Source organism: Candidatus Limimorpha sp. (assembly GCF_056203535.1).
Map to the genome: position 1 here is coordinate 1 of NZ_JBADWU010000024.1, position 19,911 is coordinate 19,911.

Sequence of the window (19,911 nt, forward strand, 5' to 3'; positions counted from 1 at the left end):
TCCGCGCGTTTCCGGCGGGAATCCGCACGCGTTTCATGGCTTTCATGCCGTTCCAAGGCGGTTCGGGAAGGACTCGCCTCGGGTCTTTTTCGGGAGGGCACCTTATTATATATATGTGAGGGATGGTTTGCCTGGCGGATGTGCCTGACGGATGCGCCTGTCGGGATGTGCCTGGCGGGACGCTGCTACGCACGCTTGTGGCGTACATGGTTACCAAGGTAGCGTCTTCCAGACGCCTGAATATCATGATGCGAGTTCAGAAACCAAACAGAAGCAACGCTGCGGAACCTTCTTAATACAAGGGATGACCCATTGACATCAACCCAACGGCTCGCCCTGCTGTGACAACTCCCTTCCTCTACCCTTCCTCTACCATGAACTCGATGAAGGTCATAGGTGAACTCGACCAACCTCTACTCTTTTCTCTAGAGAATGGGTATTGCTTGATCGAGTTCATGGTAGCGCTGGAAATGAGGAAGAGTAGAGAATACAGTTAGCATGAACATCGTTAGCCAACATGGTACATACAGCCGGAGTCGAGGATGTGCCATGCGATGCACGACACGCTATGCCACCGCCATGCACATCTGGGATGCACACGGCTCCCAATTGACCTTGGTTAATGCCACTGTTGAGAGTGGCATACTCTAACACTTCGTCACCCGTGATTTTCGAGTAGGTGGCAGTGCGGCTCACGAAACCTTCGCGGTTAAGGAGCGCAATTCTCTAATGAGAAGCATTGACTTTGATTCTTTTCAACTTCATGTTTGTTTTTCTAGTCGAATGCTCACGAGAGAAAAATGATGGCACAAAAAAAAACCAAAAGCATAATCAAATTATGCTTTTGGTTTTTTTGACATAGTTTCGCACTCTTATTTCTTAATGCTTTTAATGATGACTTTCGAAGCTACACCATCATCAATGACACGCTCCGGATTGATAATGTGGCACTCGCCATCCACCCAATAGGCAGGTCTTACACCATGATACTCCTTGTCATAAAGGGTTCCGACCGTTACGATTTGACCCTTTGAGTTCACCGACATGTCAATGATTGAAGCGAGTGTGTTCTCCTTAGGATATTGGTATACCGTTTGAGGCATCACTTGGCCATCTTTCAAAATATAGGAACCTCCACTGATGGTATCGACAGCACCGATTTCTCCTGTTATGGGGTTAATGTGATTATGTGAATAATACTCGGTCACCAACGAATAAATACTACCGGAGGCATCATTCCATTTTGAAGAATTGACAAGACCGTAAACCATGCTGGTATTTGACCCTGACCATTGGTAAGGTATCTGGGTGAAACTCTGTTGCTGACTATTGTATTCGAAAGCTTTAAAAGTTCCATCTGTTTCCGCATGAAAACCAGCCAATTTGAAATTTGTACCATTGGTTAATGTTCCAGCGAAAGCCATTGTCGAAGCATTGTCCATCTGCCCCACTTCAACAAGTTGGCGATTCATCCATGCTACGGGAGTATGTGCACCCTCGCGATTCATATATGCGCCGACAATGAATTCGTTCCCATCGACATATTCAATGGATGAGATATCCCACACACTTATTTCGGTTCCTGATACGATGGGCAAATACTGAACGTTTGTACCATCCCACACTGCCGGTTGGCCCCATTGAAGTCCGGTAAGGACAAAATCGCCATTATCCTTGAATGCTATGCCGCAAAACGTCGAAGCATCAAATGTGTATTCGCTGCACTCCTCATTGTTTTTGTACAATGCAGATTGTGGAAGTGCGTCAAAGCCATAACTATCTAATTCTCCTGCTACAAAGACATCACCATTATCGCGGACAACCATATCAAGGGCAGCAAATACCTTATCGTCTGTTCTCTGGAAATAGTGTATCTGATCATTGGTCATTAGAAATGATTCGTTTTTGTAAGTACCCATGACATACATCGTTTCAGATGAAGTGGGATCAACGGGGTCTTTTTTGCACGACGTAAATACCAACGCCGAAACAGCTAACGCAACTGCAAACAGTTTTAATTTGTTCATAAAGTGATTTTTTAAATTAAGTAGGTCCCTTTTATCCGATTTTATCGCACAAACCAGCAGAACCTGTTATCTGATTCGTGCAACGCGACGGTTATGAAAAATCGTCTACAATTCAAGTGCAAAAAATACAACTTTATGTTTTGATTATGCAATTTCTTTCGTATATATTATTCCACATAAGTTGTTATTGTTGTCAAACAAACATACGGCGGAAATAACAGGTAAGATTTTTGCCGAGTCACAATCTGTTGGCATGTAGAGACGCACGGCCGTGCGTCTTTACGTTCCCAAAAAAATCCGTCTCAAAAACAAGTTTTATTATTCGGAAAGAAAAAGCTTCGCCGCATATTTGACCCAAATTGACGATGAAATCGAAGATTATCTCACTTCGTGTCGGTGGATATTCTTTTCGACATAGTCAATTGTCTTGGGAAAAGGGGAAAAGCAGGAATAGAATGTTATTGGAAGACAATTATCGACAATTAAACGTCAATTGCTTTCCTGATTGTGAAACTTGCGTTCCCTAATCGAAATCACAGAATCTTCCGTGGCCGTTTGCACGGCAATTCATGCCGAAAAAGCCCTGACCATACGGCCAAGGCTTTTCACTTAATATAAATAAATCAAGAAATTTACTTCTTGCTTCTCTTGCTCAAGGCGTAGGCTGCGCCGAAGCCGATGAGCAGCAGGGCGCCGCTGCCAAGGGGCGTCTCTGCATTCTGGTTGGTGGTTTGTCCGTGTCCGGGCAAAAGCGGAGCACTCACGTTGCCGCCGTTGTCAGCATCGCGGGTCTCGCCGCGGCCAAAGAGACCGCCGCCGTTAGGCTGGCCGTTGTCGCCGAAATACTGTGCCGATGCACCGATTGTCATGCCGAAAATGATTGCAAATGTTAAAACTAACTTTTTCATTTTTATTTTTATTGCGTGTTTATTTGTTCAACCTTAGTTGTATCACAAAACTTTCAAAACATTTCCAAAACCTATCTTTCATGGGTTGTAACGGCGCCCAACCGGGTCGCCGTTGGAAGCGTGCCGGTTGGCCGCTTCCTTACCTTGAACAAAGTTTTGCTATAGTTTTGAAGGTTTTGTGACATAGCCATTATCATTTATTATTCAACCACAATCTTCTGCGTCATGCCGTTGAGGTTAAGGACATACACGCCTGCGGTCATGCCGTTGGTGCTGATGCGGCAGTTGCCGTTGATTTCCTCGTTGCTGACGATGCGTCCCATCACGTCGATGACCTGCAGGGTGGCGCGGCCTTCGTTGATGATGATGATTTCACCGTTGCTGATGAAGGCAAAATCGCCCGCTGAGCCTACCGAAGCGGCATCGTCCTTTACGCCGAACACCAGTTTGAAGCGCGAAGCATAGTCGTCAGTCTTGGCTTCAAAGCTGTAGCTCGCTGAGCCTGTCGTGCTCGCTGAGCATGTCGAAGCGGCGGCGGCAAGCAGGTCGACATCGGCACCCGTGAGGTTGTCGATGAGGTGGAGATATTCAGCATCCACGTTTTCGGTGTTGACGGTGATGGTGTAGCTGCCATTCTTAGCCGCCTTGAAGTTGAGCGGCATTTTCGTACGGCCCGCTGAGCCTGTCGAAGCGGATTCTGTCGAAGCGCCGCTCGTTGAGCTTGTCGAAGCAACGGCCAGTTCTTCCTTATTCTGATAGAAACAAATTCCGGAGGCATTATCCTGCAACCTGAATTTCGGCAGCGATTCGCCGTTCATGTTCAGATAGGCGCGGTCGATGACCTTGCCGTTGGCAAGGAGTTCCACGCGGATGTCCTGCAAGCTGCTCTTCTCGCCACGGGTCACATCGATGCCGGTGGTGTTTGCTTGTGTGAAGGTGACGGTGGCATCGCTGTTGGCCGCCACGGCGAAGATGCCCGTGCAAGGAGCCAGCACCGGATTGGCAACGACCTCAAGGTTGGTGCCGAGGGCGTTCATCATATAGAAATAGTTGTCGCTACGCAGGTTTTCGCCCGAAATGGTGGCGTTGCAAGGGTAAGGGTTGCCCACCAGGTTGAAGCCTGGGAAGTCTGCATTTGCATCGTAAGCCAATGTCTTGGTGTCGGTGGCGGCAAAAACTCCACTGAAAACAATCGTCCTGTTGTTCTTGCTGGCATAGAGGTAACCGCGCTGGTTCTCAAGTTCGAAATATCTGGCCTTATAGTTGAGCCATTCGTTGCCTTGGCTGTCGCCCGCTTGGTCGAAGCGGTAAAGGTCGTATCCTTCCGGGGAGGTTAGCATATTTGGATACCAATAATAACCGTCTTTATCCACAGGCGGTGAAACCAGATACCAGTTGCCGGCGCCTGTGCCATAGCCTGTAATGTCTTTCTTCACAGTGAGCTTGCTGCTGTTAACCGTTCCGTTGTTGAATAATTGCGCACCGTCTTCAAGGGTGATGGCGTTGCAGTTAACCGTTCCGTTGTTGACTAATTGCACACCGTTTTCAAGGGTAACGCCGTCGGGCTTCAAGGTTTTTTCGGTATCGACGGTGAGCGTCATGCCTACGGCAACGATAATCGCTCCAACTTCGGCATCAGCATCCACCTGACAGTCGGCATTGATGAACACACTTGGGCAGTTTTTGGTAGGCACTGCGTTTTCCTCCCAGTTGCTTGCATCACTCCAAGCGTTGCTTGAGTTGCCGTTGAAGGTGCAAACTTCTCTGTCTTGTTCAATGAAGTTATAGCCAAACCTGCCCCAATTGTTTTGGTATGATTGCAATGCACCTGTAGGAATATAAACATTGTTTGAGGCATTTGGAATTTTTGAAGCCAGGGTTGGTGCGTTTTGAGATTTGGAAATGATGTTGGCGAAGTTGCACTTCTCAAAGGCTGATCCGCCAATGCTTTCCACGCTGCTTGGAATGGTGACGGAGGGCAATTTTGTGCAATCGTAAAATGCAGCTTCCCCAATGCTTTTCACGCCGTCTTGCAGTATTACCGATTCCAATCCTGAACACCCATTAAAAGCAGCCATTCCAATGCTTTCCACGCTGCCCGGAATGGTGATGGAGGGCAATTTTGTGCAATACTCAAATGCAAAGTCACCAATGCCTGTCACACCGTTTTGCAGCATTACCGATTCCAATTCCGAACATCCATAAAATGCCCACTTGCCAATGCTGCCATTCGGAATGGTGATGGAAGTCAGACTTCTGCAATCCTGAAATGCATATATTCCAATGCTTGCCACGCTGCCCGGAATATCTACTGATGACAAACTCGCACATTCATAAAAAGCAAAGTCACCAATGCTTGTCACGCCGTCTTGCAGTATTACCGATTCCAATCCTGAGCACCCATGAAATGCCCAGTTGCCGATGCTGCCATTCGGGATAGTTATCGAGGTCAAGCCTGTGCAATTACTAAAAGAATGGTTTCCTAAACTTAACAGGCTGTTAGGAAGGCTTATTGAAGTCAGGCTTGAGCAGTAGGAGAATGCATCACTTCCAATGCTTTCCACGCTGCTTGGTATCGTTATTGAAGCAAGGTTCCTGCAACCAGAAAATGCGTAGTCTCCCAGCTTCGTCACAGTGCTTGGAATCGTCATCGAAGCCAGATTGCTGCAACCAGAGAATGCGTGGTCTCCCAGCTTCGTCACAGTGCTTGGAATCGTCATCGAAGTCAGGCCTTTGCAATTGAAGAACGCATAATTGCCGATGGTTGTGACCGACGTCGGGAAATCGGAAAATGTGAAACCTGCAATCATGGTGTTGGTTGCTGTTTCAATGATGGCATTGCAGTTGTCGCGGCTGTCGTAAACAGTATTGCCGCTTTCTACGGCAACGGATTGCAAAGACGTACATGATGACAGGATGCCGTCCCCAATGCTTGTCACGCTGCTTGGAATGGTTATTGAGGTCAAGCCTGTGCAATTATTAAAAGAAAAGGACTCCAAGCTCAACAGACCATTCGGGAGTCTTATTGAAGTCAGACCCGAACAGCCGCCGAATGCATATTCGCCAATGCGCGTCACTGTGCTTGGAATGGCGATTGAAGTAAGGCTGGAGCAGTCGTTGAATGTATATTTCTCAATGCTTGTCACGTTGTCAGGAATGTTGATTGAAGTCAGGCTCGAACAATTGTCGAATGCAAAGCCGTCAATAAACGTCACATTTTCAGGAATGGCGATTGAAGTTAAGCTGGTGCAATAGTCGAACGCACACCATCCAATGCTTGTCACCGAGCTTGGAATGTTGATTGAAGTTATGCCGGTGCAAAGTTCGAGCGCATAGTTTCCAATGCTTGTCACGGAGTTAGGAATGATGATTGAAGTCAAACTGGTGCAATTAAAGAACGCATTGTCTCCAATGCTTGTAACAGCTCTGTCAAAAACAATGACGCCCTGGTCTAACTCGGCATCATACACATTGCTTTGGATGTTGGCACCGAAGACATCGGAAGCATACGGTATCACCACCTCGTGGTTTGCCGAGGTGTACAAGATTTCGTTGTCTGGCAGCAACTGGTGGAAAGGGCGGATAACGCATTGAAATGTGGCTTGGTCAACTTCTTGGTTAATATATATGATTATAGTGGGGTCGAGGTCATAAGCTGCTGTTATTTGAAACTCCAAATCAGAGAAATACTAGTTTCCGCCTTCTTGCCGTTTGTCGGACGAGGCATAAGAGCCTATGTACATTTCCAGTATGTCCTCGTCCGATTTGTAGCCGGGGAACTGCAAAGCCGATGTCTGGGTGACGTTCCATTCGAGTCCTGTGAACGCTTGGTTAGCTTGCAGGTGGCCCATCAGGGCTTCAAGCTCAGCCGCTGAGGGCACATACCATCCGTCGGTCAGGCCGGTCACACTGGTGTCGAAGGCTTCTTCTGAATTAAATTCGGTGCCGTATGGGTTGTCGTCGGTTGCTCCAATGTTTTTTGTAGCGACGGCCACCTTGCCGATGCTGCCGCCGAGATCGACCACTATGGCCTCACGTCCGCCGATTGTTCCCAATTCGCCCACTGGCGAATACGCGTTAAGCGGCATAAGTTCTTGCGCCTTCAGCGCGAAGCAGCTGCACAGCAGGGTTGCGAGAATGAGAAATGTTTTCTTCATTTGGTATGTAATTGTTTTTTGTTTACGCAATTTGGGCGGCAAAGGTAGGGGAAATTTGGTTTGGTTTTGTGTTTTGGGAAACTAATCTGACACGAATCTTTCATTAATCTTTGCTTCTTCATGCCTGCCGCTTCAGACCTAAATAAAGATTCCCGCCCTGCGGTCGGGAACGGAGAACTTCGGGAGTGATAGATAAGCGGCGGCGGCCTGTCATGGACTTTCGGGGAACAGCCCTTTTTCAGCAGTTGCACGAATTTTGTCGTCTGGATATCATCATAATACTCTTTATCCAACAGCACCTGACGAACAGCGGCCAAGTCTCCCTTTTTTCGGATGACATCCTCGTCGATGAGCTGTTCCACGCAATGGCAAATGCGGTCCTCTCTGCTCAAGGAATCTTCACTTGCGGATGACTGTAGATTTTCATTTCTTTCACCTCCCTGGCAATAATTCACCGTGCTGCCCGGCAATGGGAACACGCCGCCAAAGATATTGCCTTGGAAGATATTGCAGTTGTGATTCTCCTGATGCAGAATTACCGTAGGCTTCTTTTCTTCATCCATAAGTCTATTGCATTGGATTCAAAGGTTGCTGGAACTGGGCACCGTTGACATTGCCCGTGAAAATATTGCAGTTGCTGTTGTCCTGATTGATGGTGACACCTTTCATGGCGTCTGCCTGCATGGCCTTGAACGCTTTCATCACATTGGCTTCCACCCTTGCCAGATCAGTCTCGCCAAACATTCCGGAAAGTCTCAGATTGTCGATGCGTTTATCCACCGTCTGCCAGTCGGGCAACGCCATGAGCTTTGCCTCAATTTGTTCCAAGGTGACGCAGTTTTTCACCGAAAGCTGTTCCTTGAGCGCAGCAATAATGGCGTCACGTTGGGTCATATCGAGATGTCATTTAGGATGTGCCATTTACAAATTTTCCAGATGCCGCTAAAAAAAAGCCGTCATAAATGAATTATTCCTATTTTTGTTGAGCGAACAAAGGCGACAGATTCCGTCTGCCGGCAAGTCAACCGACTGACATATAATTATTAAGCATAGCGTTGGGAGCATAATGAGTAAAAGCATCAACATATTAGATAAAGAATACCAAGAATGGGTTGAAGCTTTGGCTGCTCGGTATAGGAGCAGTCAGATAAAAGCTGCTGTCAAGGTTAATTCCGAAAAGCTATTCTTTAATTGGTTTCTGGGGCGCGACCTTGTGGAAATGCATGTTGAAGAACGGTGGGGCGAAAGTGTAATAATGCAACTCAGCAAGGATTTGCGCATGGCGTTACCTGGTGTCGATGGTTTGTCGAAATCGAACATTTACTATTGCAAAAAGTTTTATCAGCTTTATAATCAGGCTGGAACAGTTTTCCAACAAGCTGTTGGAAAAATTGGGATGGAGCCGTTGAGCGAATTAAATGGTTTAGACAGACTGAGTTTGCTTGGAGAGATAGACCGTTCGGAAAAATTCCAACAACTTGTTGGAGTTTTCCAAATTCCTTGGGGACATCATTGCGTGATTATGGATTATGCGAAAGGCGATGTCTGCAAGGCTTTGTTTTTTGTCAGAAAAACCATTGAAAACGGTTGGAGCCGTGCAATGCTTCTTAACTGGATTGACACTGGTCTGTACGAAAGAGAAGGAAAAGCCTTAACCAATTTCAAGGCGACCTTGCCCGAACCCATGAGCGACCTTGCCCAAGAAATCACCAAAGACCCGTATAATTTTGCATTTGCCGACATTACAGGGAAATACAACGAGGCTCGATTCAAGTCCCAACTGTTGAAAAACATCACAGATTTCCTGATTGAATTGGGAACGGGTTTTGCATACGTTGGCAAGGAATACCGTTTGCAAATCGGGCAGAAGGAAAAATTCATAGACCTTCTCTTTTATCATCTGAATCTTAGGTGTTACATCGTCATCGAGGTGAAGATGGGCGATTTCGATTTTCAGGATGTCGGACAATTAGGTGGCTATGTTGCATCGGTGAACCATATCGTAAAACGAGACGACGACAACCCTACAATCGGATTACTCATTTGCAAAAGCAAGGACAAACTATTAGCTCAATACGCACTGGAGTCAAGTAGCCAGCCATTAGGAATATCAGATTTTGAATTGGAGAAGCTGTATCCAAGTAAAGTTGAGGGAATGATACCGACAATACAGGAAATCGAAGAAAACTTGAATGATAAATAAAACATTTCATTAACAACCAATCAATTAACAAGAAAAAAACACTCATTTGACTGACATATAATTATTAACCATAGCGTTTGCTAATGACACGAAAGACGGATAACCCAATGGAAAACGATAACAACATAATTCATGACGACAGCAGTTTCCAGTTCATTGCCGACATCAAGCAGATTGTGGAGCGCGGACGGCTGCAAGCCTATGCCTCGGTCAATGCGGTGATGATAGAGACTTACTGGCATATCGGCGAACGCATCGTGAAAGAGGAGCAGCATGGAAACAACCGCGCCGACTATGGAAAGCAAATCATCGATATGCTATCACAGGAATTGACAAATGCCTATGGCAAAGGCTTTGGCACTCGCAACCTTTGGTATTTCAAACAGTTTTTCCTTGTCTTCCCCAGATACAACGACGACACGATTCTGCACACGCGTGTGCAGAATCTCACATGGTCGCACATTAGGTCTTTGCTGAAAATTGAAAATCAAGAAGAAAGAGATTGGTATCTTAAGGAAGCTGCCGACCAGACCTGGAGCGTGCGCACATTGGAACGCAACATCAGCTCGCAATATTACCACAGGCTGTTGCTTTCACAGAAGAAAGAAAACGTGACTTCCGAAATGCAGCAGTTGACTAAGCCTTACCAGCAAGACAAACTTGAATTTATCAAAAACCCTATTGTAGCCGAGTTCTTAGGGCTTGCACCAAACAGCGATTTTTCAGAGACACAACTCGAATCGGCCATCATTAGCAACATACAGAAATTCCTGATGGAGCTTGGGAAAGGGTATGCTTTTGTTGCGCGTCAGCAACATATCCGGACTGATGAAACAGATTATTACATAGACCTCGTTTTCTACAACTACCTGCTAAAATGTTTCATTTTAATTGACTTAAAGACAGAAAAAATCAGTTATCAGGATGTCGGGCAGATGGATATGTACCTGCAAATGTATGACACGCTGAAGAAATCGGAAGACGACAACCCTACCATCGGAATCATTCTGTGCGCCGACACAAATTATGATGTGGCTAAATACTCTTCATTGGCAAAAAACGAACAGTTATATGCTGCAAAATATCAGCTATACCTGCCCACCAAGGAAGAACTGAAACGCGAGATAGAAAGGCAAAAGGAATTCTTCATGCTGCAAAACCCCGAGATATAAAACCCAACAAAATCATATATCAACACAAAATCAAAACACGACAAAACGAAAGACAAAATCTAATTGACTGACATATAATTATTAACCATAGCGTTTGCTATTTATTCGGAATGCTCTGAAAACTTGGCCGTTTGATGAATTCTACTTCCGGATAAGTTCAGTAAATGCCTACGCAATAGTGTGGGCGGGACTTATCTAGTAGAGGGCGAGGCCAAGTGCCCAGAGCGTGGATAAGATTTCGTCCACGCTTTTTTTTGCACTGCCCCTCCTCGCCTTTCCGATGTAATCAGTTCACGCTAACAAAGCGTAGATTATGGGAAATACAATATCTGGTATCAATCTCTACAACTGTGACTACAAAGATTTAGTCGCAAAAATGGTCGATAGCAAGAGTTCTGTCGACCTTATTCTGACCGACCCACCATATTGCGTGAGCAGGACTCACCAACTTGGTTTTTCCAACATGGGCAGAGCAGGCATGGATTATGGCGAATGGGATTATAATTTCAACCAAAAGGAATGGATTAGTCTCTGTGCTCCATTGGTGAAAGAAGGAGGATCTATCATCATATTCAATGACTGGAAAAACCTTTCATATCTTGTCGAGACACTTGAATCCAATGGATTCCTAATCAAAGACTTGATAAGATGGGAAAAAAGCAATCCTATGCCAAGAAATGTAAACAGTCGATATGTAATGGATATTGAAGTGGCTCTATGGGCTGTCAAGGGAAAAAAGAAATGGACTTTCAACAAACCATCGGACATGCCTTACATTAGGCCTGTATTTAAATCAGGAGTCATTCTTGGCAAAAACAAGAGGTTGCATCCTACTCAGAAAAGTCTTGAGGTTTTTTCTGAACTAATAAAGATACACTCAAACGAGGGCGACTGCATATTTGACCCTTTTTTCGGGTCAGGAACAACCGCTGTGGCTTGCAAGCAACTCAACAGAAGTTTTATTGGAAGCGAAATTGAGACCGATTACTACGAAAAAGCACTGTCAAGGCTATGATAACAAATCCGATAAGCTATCCAGGAAACAAGAACAAACTTTTGAAAGAAATCATCCCTTTGTTTCCTAAGAACTACAATTCGATGGTAGATGTGTTTTGTGGAAGTGGAGTTGTTGGAGCAAATGCATCATGTGTCAATATATATTGCAACGACAACAATCCATTCACAATACAAGTCCTTAAATATTTCTACGGACATTGTTCAAAAAGCATTATTGCCGATATGGAAACAATCATTGCCCAATATGGCTTGACCTATTCAAGAACCAAACCCAAAGGTTTCTACATAGAACATAAACACGAAGGACTGTCTTTATACAACAAACAAGGTTACAACAAACTCAAAGATGATTATAACAAAGATAAAGACATTAGAAAACTTGTTGCATTATTGATTTATGGGTTCAACCATTACTTGCGTTTTAATGCGGATGGTATCTTTAATGTTCCTGTGGGGAAGGTGGATTTTTCAAATTCCATTTACAACAATATGATTTCCTTTGTTGACGGAATCAAAACAAAAAACATTTCCTTCTCTACCCTTGATTTTACCGACAAAAGACTATATCAAGACACAGAAGCATTTTATTACTTCGACCCTCCATATTCAATCACAACAGCTCCATATAACAGTTCTTGGTCGTCACAAGATGATGAACAATTGTTTTCCTTGATCGATGATTTACACGCCAGAAATTCACTTTTCGCAATGTCGAATGTGATGCTCTCTAATGGAAAAGAAAATCTCCCGCTAAAAGAATGGGCAAAAAAATACAACACTCATCTTTTGAAACGGCAATATAGGAATGCCAACTACCAAAAAAAGAATGTGACGGATTCAATAGAAGTCTTAATAACCAATTACTAAACAAAAACAACATGGGAACAGCAGGCAATCGTTCTGGTTATAAAGTGTTTTGCTTCAACACGACAATACGAAATCCCAAAAGGAACAGGGAATTCCTTCAAATATTCGAACCTTTCAATGGAATGGTTTTCGATGAATACACAAAACTCAAATACTATTACGAGTTGGTTAGGAATGGTACTTACCACCTTTCAAATGTTCCAGACTCCATTCGTTTGAAATGGGAAAACGGCGAAGAATTAACCATGGAGGAAATTAAAAGTGCCATACGCAACAATCCTCAGGCTTGTGGAGATGCAGGAAGGGTTATGACACAACTAAGAGCCCTTAAAGACCAAGGTTTCCTCATGTTTGAAAATCCAACCAGAACCCCCAAAATCACGCTTACACCACTTGGCAAGGAACTGATTGACAACATAAAAGACCCGACAATCGTATATACTAAAGCAATGTTAGGCACTCATGCAAAAAGTATAATAAGGTCTTCAATATTCAACGAATCACGTCCCTTTCTAAACACATTGTTTGTCATTGATGAAGTGAACAGAAGATGGGAAAAAATGAACAGCAGAAACATTGGTAAAGGACTTTTATTCCATGAATTCGGGGCTTTTGTCCTAACCATGAAAGACTGTGACTATCTATCATGCGCAGATAAAATCATCGAATACCGTAAGCAATTCAGATTTGAAGCAAACAAACATTATCTTGAAAGTTATCTTGAAAACGAAGACATTCTTCCCATGGACTTCAAACATGTGATAAACGATTATCCTGACGAAGTGTTACGCAAATTTGAAATGACAGGATTAGTTGTTCGAAGAGGTTCTTTCTCCTACCGCTATATTGACTTTTCCAACTATAACAGAGCAAAAGTCGAGACTATTCTAGCAGCATACAGAGATTACAAATTTGAAGATTTCTGCTCCACCAAAGATTATTACGATTTCTTAAACAACCAAATTATCCCATGGGAAAACAATCTTACACTTAGGGAAAAAATCGTTAATGAAAAAACAAAAATCCTTGGAATCACATTGAACGAATCTTATTCGTTAGAAGAAAAAGAAGAGTTCCTTGACCGGCAATTCTATTCAAAGTCTCTACAGAAAGCCGTTGATAAATACGATTTTTCTTTCATCAGCAGAGAACTATTAATACTTGCTAATCATCTTGACAAGAAATCTGAATTGGATTCAATTTCAGAACCTTTAAGATTAGAATACTTGTTGGCTTTATATTTCGGCAAGAAATATGGATTAAAAGGCCTGATTTCAAACATCATTTACGATGAAGACGGAATTCCCCTTCATTGTGCTCCAGGAGGAAAAGGAGACATTATTTTCCACAACAGCAATGCTTCTTATATCCTTGAGCCGACAATGATTACCAGTAAAAGTCAACAATTAAACAGTGAAACGGCAAACATAGTGAGACACATGAAAAGTGAAGAACAAAAATATGAGGTTCCTTATCGCGTAATGATGATAGCTCCTGTCGTTCACTCTGATGTTATTGAATTTTTTAGATTCAAAGCCATAACTGACAATGCCAACATTGCTTCAATAACTATCGACAAAACAATCGGTCTGTTCGACGAAAGTGATACGATAAAAGACCTCGGATTGAATTTCGACGAAATCGTGTCATTGCTTAAAAGACTATCGCCAGACGATTTCTCTGAAAAGATAAACACTTATCGATACAAACCGTTAGCATAAAAAATATGAGAAACCATAATTCGCAACTTTCATTTCACCTCCACCACGGCGATTGTACTACCATCATGCCGCAACTAAAACAGCAGTTCGACATGGTCTTTGCCGACCCGCCTTATTTTTTATCCAAAGGCTTTACCATCACCACACGCAGCGGTTATGTCAGAACCTTCGACAAAGGCGAATGGGACACCATGACTTCACAACAGGAAGTTTACAATTTCAACATGCGCTGGCTGAAACCTTGCCGCGACACGCTCAAAGACAACGGAACTATATGGATCTCAGGAACCTATCACAACATCTTTCAAGTGGCACGTTGCCTCGATGAATTAGATTTCAAAATCCTCAACATTATCGTCTGGCAAAAATCCGACCCGCCTGTAACTTTCACAAAACAACGCTTCAACTTTTCTGCCGAATACCTCATTTGGGCTAGGAAATGCAAAGAGAAAGGACATTTTTTCAATTACGATTTGCTCAAATCCCTCAACGGAGGGCGTCACATGCCCGACGTATGGCGTCTTCCCTCGGTGGGCCTTTGGGAGAAACGCTGCGGCAAGCACCCCACTCAGAAACCCCTGCACCTGCTCTACCGCATCATTCTGGCCTGCACCCACGAGGGCGACCACATCCTCGATCCTTTCGCCGGGAGCTGCACCACAGGCATCGCCGCCAACCTGCTCGGCCGCAATTTCACCGGCATCGACCAAAGCGAAGAATACCTACAGCTGGGCCAACGCCGCCGTGAGGGAATCGACGACCCGAAGACTGCCGCCAAAATGCTTCGCAAAATGAAGGAAAATCCCGAAGAAACTACAGTCCTCGTCAACCACGCCCGCAAAGACCTGCGCCTTCTGATGATTGAAAAAGGCATCTGCTACCTGCGCGCCGGCGATTCACAAGGCTCGCTGCAAGTCACACCGGGTTTCAAACGCATGAACTACATCGTGCTGCACACAGGAGGCAGCAATGCCAGCATGTTCCGCCTCAAAACCAAAGGCTGCTTCCAGATTTGGACGCGCGAGACCCTCGAACAGCACGGCTTCTCGCTCGAACACGCACCCTACTACATCGTCCTACTTTTCGACAACAGCAAGGAGATTCCTTTTGCAAAAGACATCGATTTGCGCCAACGCCTCAACACCTACCGCGCCAAAATCCGTCCTCTGAGCGACTTCATCGGCCTGAAGTGATGAAATTTGCCAACAAAACTTTCAACTTAGCTGTGACAAAATTACAATGCCATTATTAACCAACAAACTCATTATCAATAATATAACAAAATTCATTTTGTCAAAAAATCATTTGTCATTTTGTCACAATAAGCAAATTCAACCTCTTCGCCATTTGTCACCTATTAACAAAATAATTAATAATACTATTAATTAGGTATAATAAGTAGGCGAAAAGCGATTGGGACATCGAAATCGCTTATTGTGATTTTTTGACAAATGACAAAATGACAAAATCGCCATGCCGAGGTGCGCACTATACCAAGGCCGTACCAAGGCTGCCTCCGCATCCAGTCTCCTGCCGCTTCCCTCCCACTCCGCTTCGCTGCGCAGCGGAGAAAACCCTCAAAAAAATGCCGGACGGTGTGCAAAAAACACGGCCTTGGCATTGCCCATGTCGCTTGTTTTCATTTCTTAGAAAGATAATGACACAAAGCCAATTTATGATAATTCGTGGCTAATTCACGGAAATTCATGTTGAAAAAGCTGTTGGTTGTCCACTAATTAGCGAACAACCAACAATTAGATTGATTTGCCCGATTGAGGGTTGATAATGACCACGTATTATGGAAATCCTGTGGACAAACATTCCGTGCATTTAGGGCAGACTCGGGTTAATTCCGAGGCTGGTAGACCGGACGGACGGAGTGTCCATAGTAACGGTCGAAGTCGTTCGTGCCAAGGTAGCCAGAATCGAAGCCCAAGTCATACGACGCGAACGGATAGCCGTCGCCATGCGAACTCGACCAGTAGAAGCCGCAGGAGCCGACGTAGCTGATGCTGTCACCGTAGTAGCAGCCGGCGGCAGGCAAGAAGATGCTGTTGCCATTGGAACCTGTGACGCGATAGCCGTCCTTTCCGTCCTGAGCCGTCCATTCCCATGTGCAGTTGTCTTCCAGTTCTTCCAACTCGTCAACTGTCGGCATTCGCCAGTCACCGCCCCAGTTCACGAAAGCCGCGTCGTCTGCTGGTTCAAGCACGGTTCTGTCGTCAACAGTGCCGTAGTCAGGATCCGAGTTGTACTTCGTGAGATTATCGTAACTGCCGTTACACCACTGGTAGGTGTCCCAGCTGTAAGAACTCTTTGTGGTCGTCTCGCCCCAGGCGAAGTAGTCGCCGTAGTCTTCTGGGCTGTCCGCGCCGACGTTGCACGTCGCCCACAGAAGCCCACTCGGCAGGCCGAGGTCAACGTATGCGTGATCGTCACTCGGATCGTCATTGTCTTTCTTGCATGATACGCACAGCGCCATTGCCATGCAGGTCATAACCATTGCTAATGTCTTGAAATGTCTTTTCATTTTACAAACCCCTGATACGTGTCGGGGGCAACTTTTTATTTGCTTGACTTATTTTTAACTGCTGTTTCTTCAAGCCGCAAAGATAGAAAACTTTTGGTCATCAATATGATAAGTAACTATTCAAAATTAAACTACATTATAAAGGACACGGGATTTCGAGACTGCGAGGCTTCGGGATGCCGGAATGCCTCGTAATCTCGCATTCCCGCGACCTCGATGCCTCGTTTTCAATATGTAAACTAATTTTAATCACCTACTTATTTAATCTTGGCACTTTTTCACCTATTGGCACAAAAAAACGATAAAAAAACACGGCCATGGCATTGCCCATGTCGCTTGTTTTCATTATCTTTGCATCGGCAAAGCCAGTCATCGGGATGCCGGATTTGCTGCCACCCGCCCGGGTGGGAATCATATAGCGCATAAGAGTCCCTTAACGCAATTATTCACTAAAACCTTACTTAAAAATGGCAAAAGTAATGAATGGCCTTGTCATAGGCCGCGTAGGCCATCTGGTCTACTACGTCAGGGACGGACAGCAGTGCGTGCACACACTCGCCCCGAAGCAAAAGAAACCGCAAAGTCCTGCCCAGCTGCTGCAGCAGGCCAAGTTCACCGCCATGCAGCAATGGCTCACGCCGCTGAAAGACTATTTCCGCGCCTTCCCCGTCAAGGGCTTGCCGAAGGCCGCTTTCAGCAGCAGCATCCGCCAGGCCTGCACCACCGAAGGCGGCAAGGTCGGCATCGACGCCTCGAAGATGGCGCTCACCCAGGGGCCGCTCTGCGCCATGGAAGGCGGCGCCTTTACCCTCGAGGGGCGCACGCTGCAGCTCAGCTGGAACGACAACACCCGGCTCATCATGAGCGACGCCACCGACCGCCTCGTCTGGCTGCTCTACAACCCCGACACGATGACCTACCTGTCGGACCTCGGGGCACAGCGCATGCCGCACCGCTTCGAGCGACACTGCTCCATCGAACTGCCCGCAACGGCAAAGGGCAGCTACCACCTCTACGCCACTTTCTGCAACATTCACGGCTGCGCCATCAGCGACAGTGTGGAAATCGTCGTGGACGACAACCCTTCGCCACAGGTGAAAGTAAAGGCCACTAAGGCCACCATCAGCAGTGAAACGAATCACACAGTCACCAGACGCGAACTGGCTGCCTCAACAGATACATTAAGCGTTGAAAGCCGTGTTGAGAAGGTTGACGACCGCATTGCAGAGCCAAGCAAGAAACCACCTTGGTGGGTGTGGGTGGCGGGCACAATCGCCTTATCAATCGGAAGTATCATTTTTTGCAGATTCATGAAATACAGATAAAAAATCAGGTGTGATTCTGCGCCGAATCACACCTGATTTTCAATACAATACAAAACCTAAAGGCTTATTTTACTGCAAATCTCACGGTCTCGGTTCCGTTGATGACCATCGTGTAGATTCCTGATGTGTAATTGCTTACGTCGATACGCTGTGTCGATTCCATGGTTTCGACAAGCTGGCCGAGCAAGTTGTAAACCTTGACGTTTTCAACATCAATGCCTTCGATGGTAATGGTTTCCGATGCCGGATTTGGATAAATGCTGATGGCATTTCCTTCAGCCTCAACTACATCCGTAATCGTTGTGCAGGTCGGGCACGACATTGCAAATCTGTCAGGATCGTTGGCATCGAATGAATAGACTTTTCTGATGCAATATTCATATTCGTCTTTTGCCTCATTGTCGACAAATACGTTGCCGAGAATCGGTTTCGGGGTCAGGCAGACTTCGTTTTTGAAAACCATCGTTCCGAGAACGCCGTTGTTTTCCTCAATGTAGCCGCGCAAGTTGAATGAATTATCCATGCCGTTGTTGGCCAAATCGTACCAATCGGTGCCGTTGTCAGAATAGAGTCGTCCGTATGGGTCGCCAGTGTTTGGTCCGATAGGAGCCGGATAATCACCTGTCAAACTGACCATTACAAACCAAAGGCCTTTCGTGTTGTCGATTGCAACATATTCATCTAACGGGATGTCAATGTATTGGCCGCAACCTGTAGTCGCATAATCCTGCTTGTAAAGCAAGTTCTCTGGTGTCGTTTCATCGCCTTGATAAATCATGACCCTGCCGCGATGACCTTCATAATCGAACATGGCAACTTTTGTGGCTCTGTAATTATCGTATGGTGCAAGGCTCTCGGCCGGAATATAGATTGCCCAATAAATCGGGGTGCCCGCCATCAGGCCAAGGCCTTCCTCATTGGTGCCATCGTCGTAATTCAGATACGTTCCATCAAGTTCTTCTTCTGCTTCCCAAGTGACGATAACCTGACCACCCAAGTTTTCAACTTCAACATATTCATGGCCTTCGTAATTGTCGCAGGCTGAATAGATCCACATGTAGTTTGCCCAATCGCTTTGACCTTCATCGAAAACAGTCTGAACAGAAGTCATATAGGTCTGGCCTTCAACAAGATTGCTTGTTTCGAACTGATAATGGCAGTCAGCAACATTCTGCGCAACAAGTTCATCGTCAAGTTTGATGTTGAAGCCGATGAAATTTCTCTTTGCCGTATTACCGAGTTCCACGTTTTTCAGGTCAAGCTTAAATCCGTTGGCATCGTAATGGCGAAAGGCAATGTAGACATAACGGCCTGCGTATGCGCTAAGGTCAATGGTCTTGGTTTGCCAACCGTAGGCTGCCTTTTCATCGAAAATGACAGTGAAATCATTGGGATTGGTGGGACTTGCCGTTGAAATTGCAACGCCATAATGGTCGCGAGGATTGCTCCAATGGCTTGTAATTTCGTAAGTCAGGACTGATTTTTTGCCAATCATCACCTGTTTTGAAACCAAGAAATCGTCAGTGTGATATGACTCATATCCATCAGACGACGAGGATGTGGCGCAATAAGCACCTACTCCGCCAAATGGGTCAAAACCGACCTGCCAGGTTCTGCCATCGTTGTTGCCGTCAATCAAGGTCCAGCCGGCAATGCTCAAGTTGAAAGAGTAAGAAAACGTCTCGCCATATTCGGGCTGCTCGGGATTTGCGTTGCTGACCCATTGGGCCCAACCTGTCGGTGAAACGTGAAGATTTTCAGGTGTTTCAATCTGTGCCTTCAGGCTGATGAAGCTGAAAAGCACCATTGCAATTAACAAGTAAAACTTTTTCATACGATAACTTTTTTTGATTTGATTCATTTACATTTGGGTTGCAAATTTACTCCTTTTTCAACAATATTTGTGTTTTTGGCAAAAGAAATTACGGTGTCCGCTAAAAATACATCGGGTCGATGCCATAGAGCTGCGAGAAGAAATCGAAGA

The 19,911-nt window shown here is 45.4% G+C and carries 16 protein-coding genes; 7 read left to right on the forward strand and 9 right to left on the reverse strand.

What is annotated here, in order from left to right; all coding sequences use genetic code 11:
* From AC06MN_RS02635 to AC06MN_RS02665, 7 genes are all read right to left on the reverse strand, one after another.
* Positions 1-247, reverse strand: a 247-nt coding sequence (locus tag AC06MN_RS02635; RefSeq protein ID WP_475670799.1) for a hypothetical protein, incomplete at its 3' end; no start/stop codon positions are given.
* 625 nt (positions 248-872) lie between these two features.
* Positions 873-2,027: a hypothetical protein gene (locus tag AC06MN_RS02640; protein WP_475670800.1), complete on the reverse strand. Its 1,155-nt coding sequence runs from the start codon at positions 2,025-2,027 to the stop codon at positions 873-875.
* A gap of 632 nt (positions 2,028-2,659) precedes the next feature.
* On the reverse strand, positions 2,660-2,935 hold the full coding sequence (locus AC06MN_RS02645; protein ID WP_475670801.1) for a hypothetical protein: 276 nt from the start codon (positions 2,933-2,935) through the stop codon (positions 2,660-2,662).
* Positions 2,936-3,135: 200 nt separating this feature from the next.
* Positions 3,136-6,612, reverse strand: coding sequence for a leucine-rich repeat domain-containing protein (locus AC06MN_RS02650; RefSeq protein WP_475670802.1), 3,477 nt, complete (start codon positions 6,610-6,612; stop codon positions 3,136-3,138).
* Positions 6,613-6,624: 12 nt separating this feature from the next.
* On the reverse strand, positions 6,625-7,092 hold the full coding sequence (locus AC06MN_RS02655) for a hypothetical protein (protein WP_475670803.1): 468 nt from the start codon (positions 7,090-7,092) through the stop codon (positions 6,625-6,627).
* On the reverse strand, positions 7,089-7,655 hold the full coding sequence (locus AC06MN_RS02660) for a hypothetical protein (protein ID WP_475670804.1): 567 nt from the start codon (positions 7,653-7,655) through the stop codon (positions 7,089-7,091). Before AC06MN_RS02660 ends, AC06MN_RS02655 begins: the two co-directional genes overlap by 4 nt.
* Positions 7,656-7,659: 4 nt before the next feature.
* Positions 7,660-7,986, reverse strand: coding sequence for a hypothetical protein (locus AC06MN_RS02665; RefSeq protein ID WP_475670805.1), 327 nt, complete (start codon positions 7,984-7,986; stop codon positions 7,660-7,662).
* A gap of 172 nt (positions 7,987-8,158) precedes the next feature.
* Here AC06MN_RS02665 and AC06MN_RS02670 point away from each other — a divergent pair, with 172 nt between their 5' ends.
* The 6 genes from AC06MN_RS02670 to AC06MN_RS02695 all read left to right on the forward strand — a co-directional run bounded on the left by AC06MN_RS02670 (position 8,159) and on the right by AC06MN_RS02695 (position 15,265).
* Complete coding sequence (locus tag AC06MN_RS02670; protein ID WP_475670806.1) at positions 8,159-9,295, forward strand: PDDEXK nuclease domain-containing protein; 1,137 nt, start codon at positions 8,159-8,161, stop codon at positions 9,293-9,295.
* Between the two features lie 107 nt (positions 9,296-9,402).
* Complete coding sequence (locus AC06MN_RS02675) at positions 9,403-10,467, forward strand: PDDEXK nuclease domain-containing protein (RefSeq protein WP_475670862.1); 1,065 nt, start codon at positions 9,403-9,405, stop codon at positions 10,465-10,467.
* 313 nt (positions 10,468-10,780) lie between these two features.
* Positions 10,781-11,482, forward strand: coding sequence for a DNA-methyltransferase (locus tag AC06MN_RS02680; protein WP_475670807.1), 702 nt, complete (start codon positions 10,781-10,783; stop codon positions 11,480-11,482).
* Positions 11,479-12,351: a DNA adenine methylase gene (locus AC06MN_RS02685; protein WP_475670808.1), complete on the forward strand. Its 873-nt coding sequence runs from the start codon at positions 11,479-11,481 to the stop codon at positions 12,349-12,351. Before AC06MN_RS02680 ends, AC06MN_RS02685 begins: the two co-directional genes overlap by 4 nt.
* An 11-nt stretch (positions 12,352-12,362) precedes the next feature.
* Positions 12,363-14,072 carry an AlwI family type II restriction endonuclease gene (locus AC06MN_RS02690; protein WP_475670809.1) on the forward strand — a complete coding sequence of 570 codons (1,710 nt, stop codon included), beginning with the start codon at positions 12,363-12,365 and terminating at the stop codon, positions 14,070-14,072.
* A 5-nt stretch (positions 14,073-14,077) separates the two neighbouring features.
* Positions 14,078-15,265, forward strand: a complete 1,188-nt coding sequence (locus AC06MN_RS02695) for a DNA-methyltransferase (protein WP_475670810.1) — start codon at positions 14,078-14,080, stop codon at positions 15,263-15,265.
* Positions 15,266-15,918: 653 nt separating this feature from the next.
* Here the strand turns inward: AC06MN_RS02695 and AC06MN_RS02700 are convergent.
* Positions 15,919-16,284 carry an Lcl C-terminal domain-containing protein gene (locus AC06MN_RS02700; RefSeq protein WP_475670811.1) on the reverse strand — a complete coding sequence of 122 codons (366 nt, stop codon included), beginning with the start codon at positions 16,282-16,284 and terminating at the stop codon, positions 15,919-15,921.
* A 785-nt stretch (positions 16,285-17,069) separates the two neighbouring features.
* Between AC06MN_RS02700 and AC06MN_RS02705 the strand changes: the two genes are divergently transcribed.
* Positions 17,070-17,927: a DUF6266 family protein gene (locus AC06MN_RS02705; RefSeq protein ID WP_475670812.1), complete on the forward strand. Its 858-nt coding sequence runs from the start codon at positions 17,070-17,072 to the stop codon at positions 17,925-17,927.
* Positions 17,928-17,991: 64 nt separating this feature from the next.
* Here AC06MN_RS02705 and AC06MN_RS02710 read toward each other — a convergent pair whose 3' ends face one another.
* On the reverse strand, positions 17,992-19,761 hold the full coding sequence (locus AC06MN_RS02710; protein WP_475670813.1) for a T9SS type A sorting domain-containing protein: 1,770 nt from the start codon (positions 19,759-19,761) through the stop codon (positions 17,992-17,994).
* Positions 19,762-19,911: the final 150 nt, after the last annotated feature.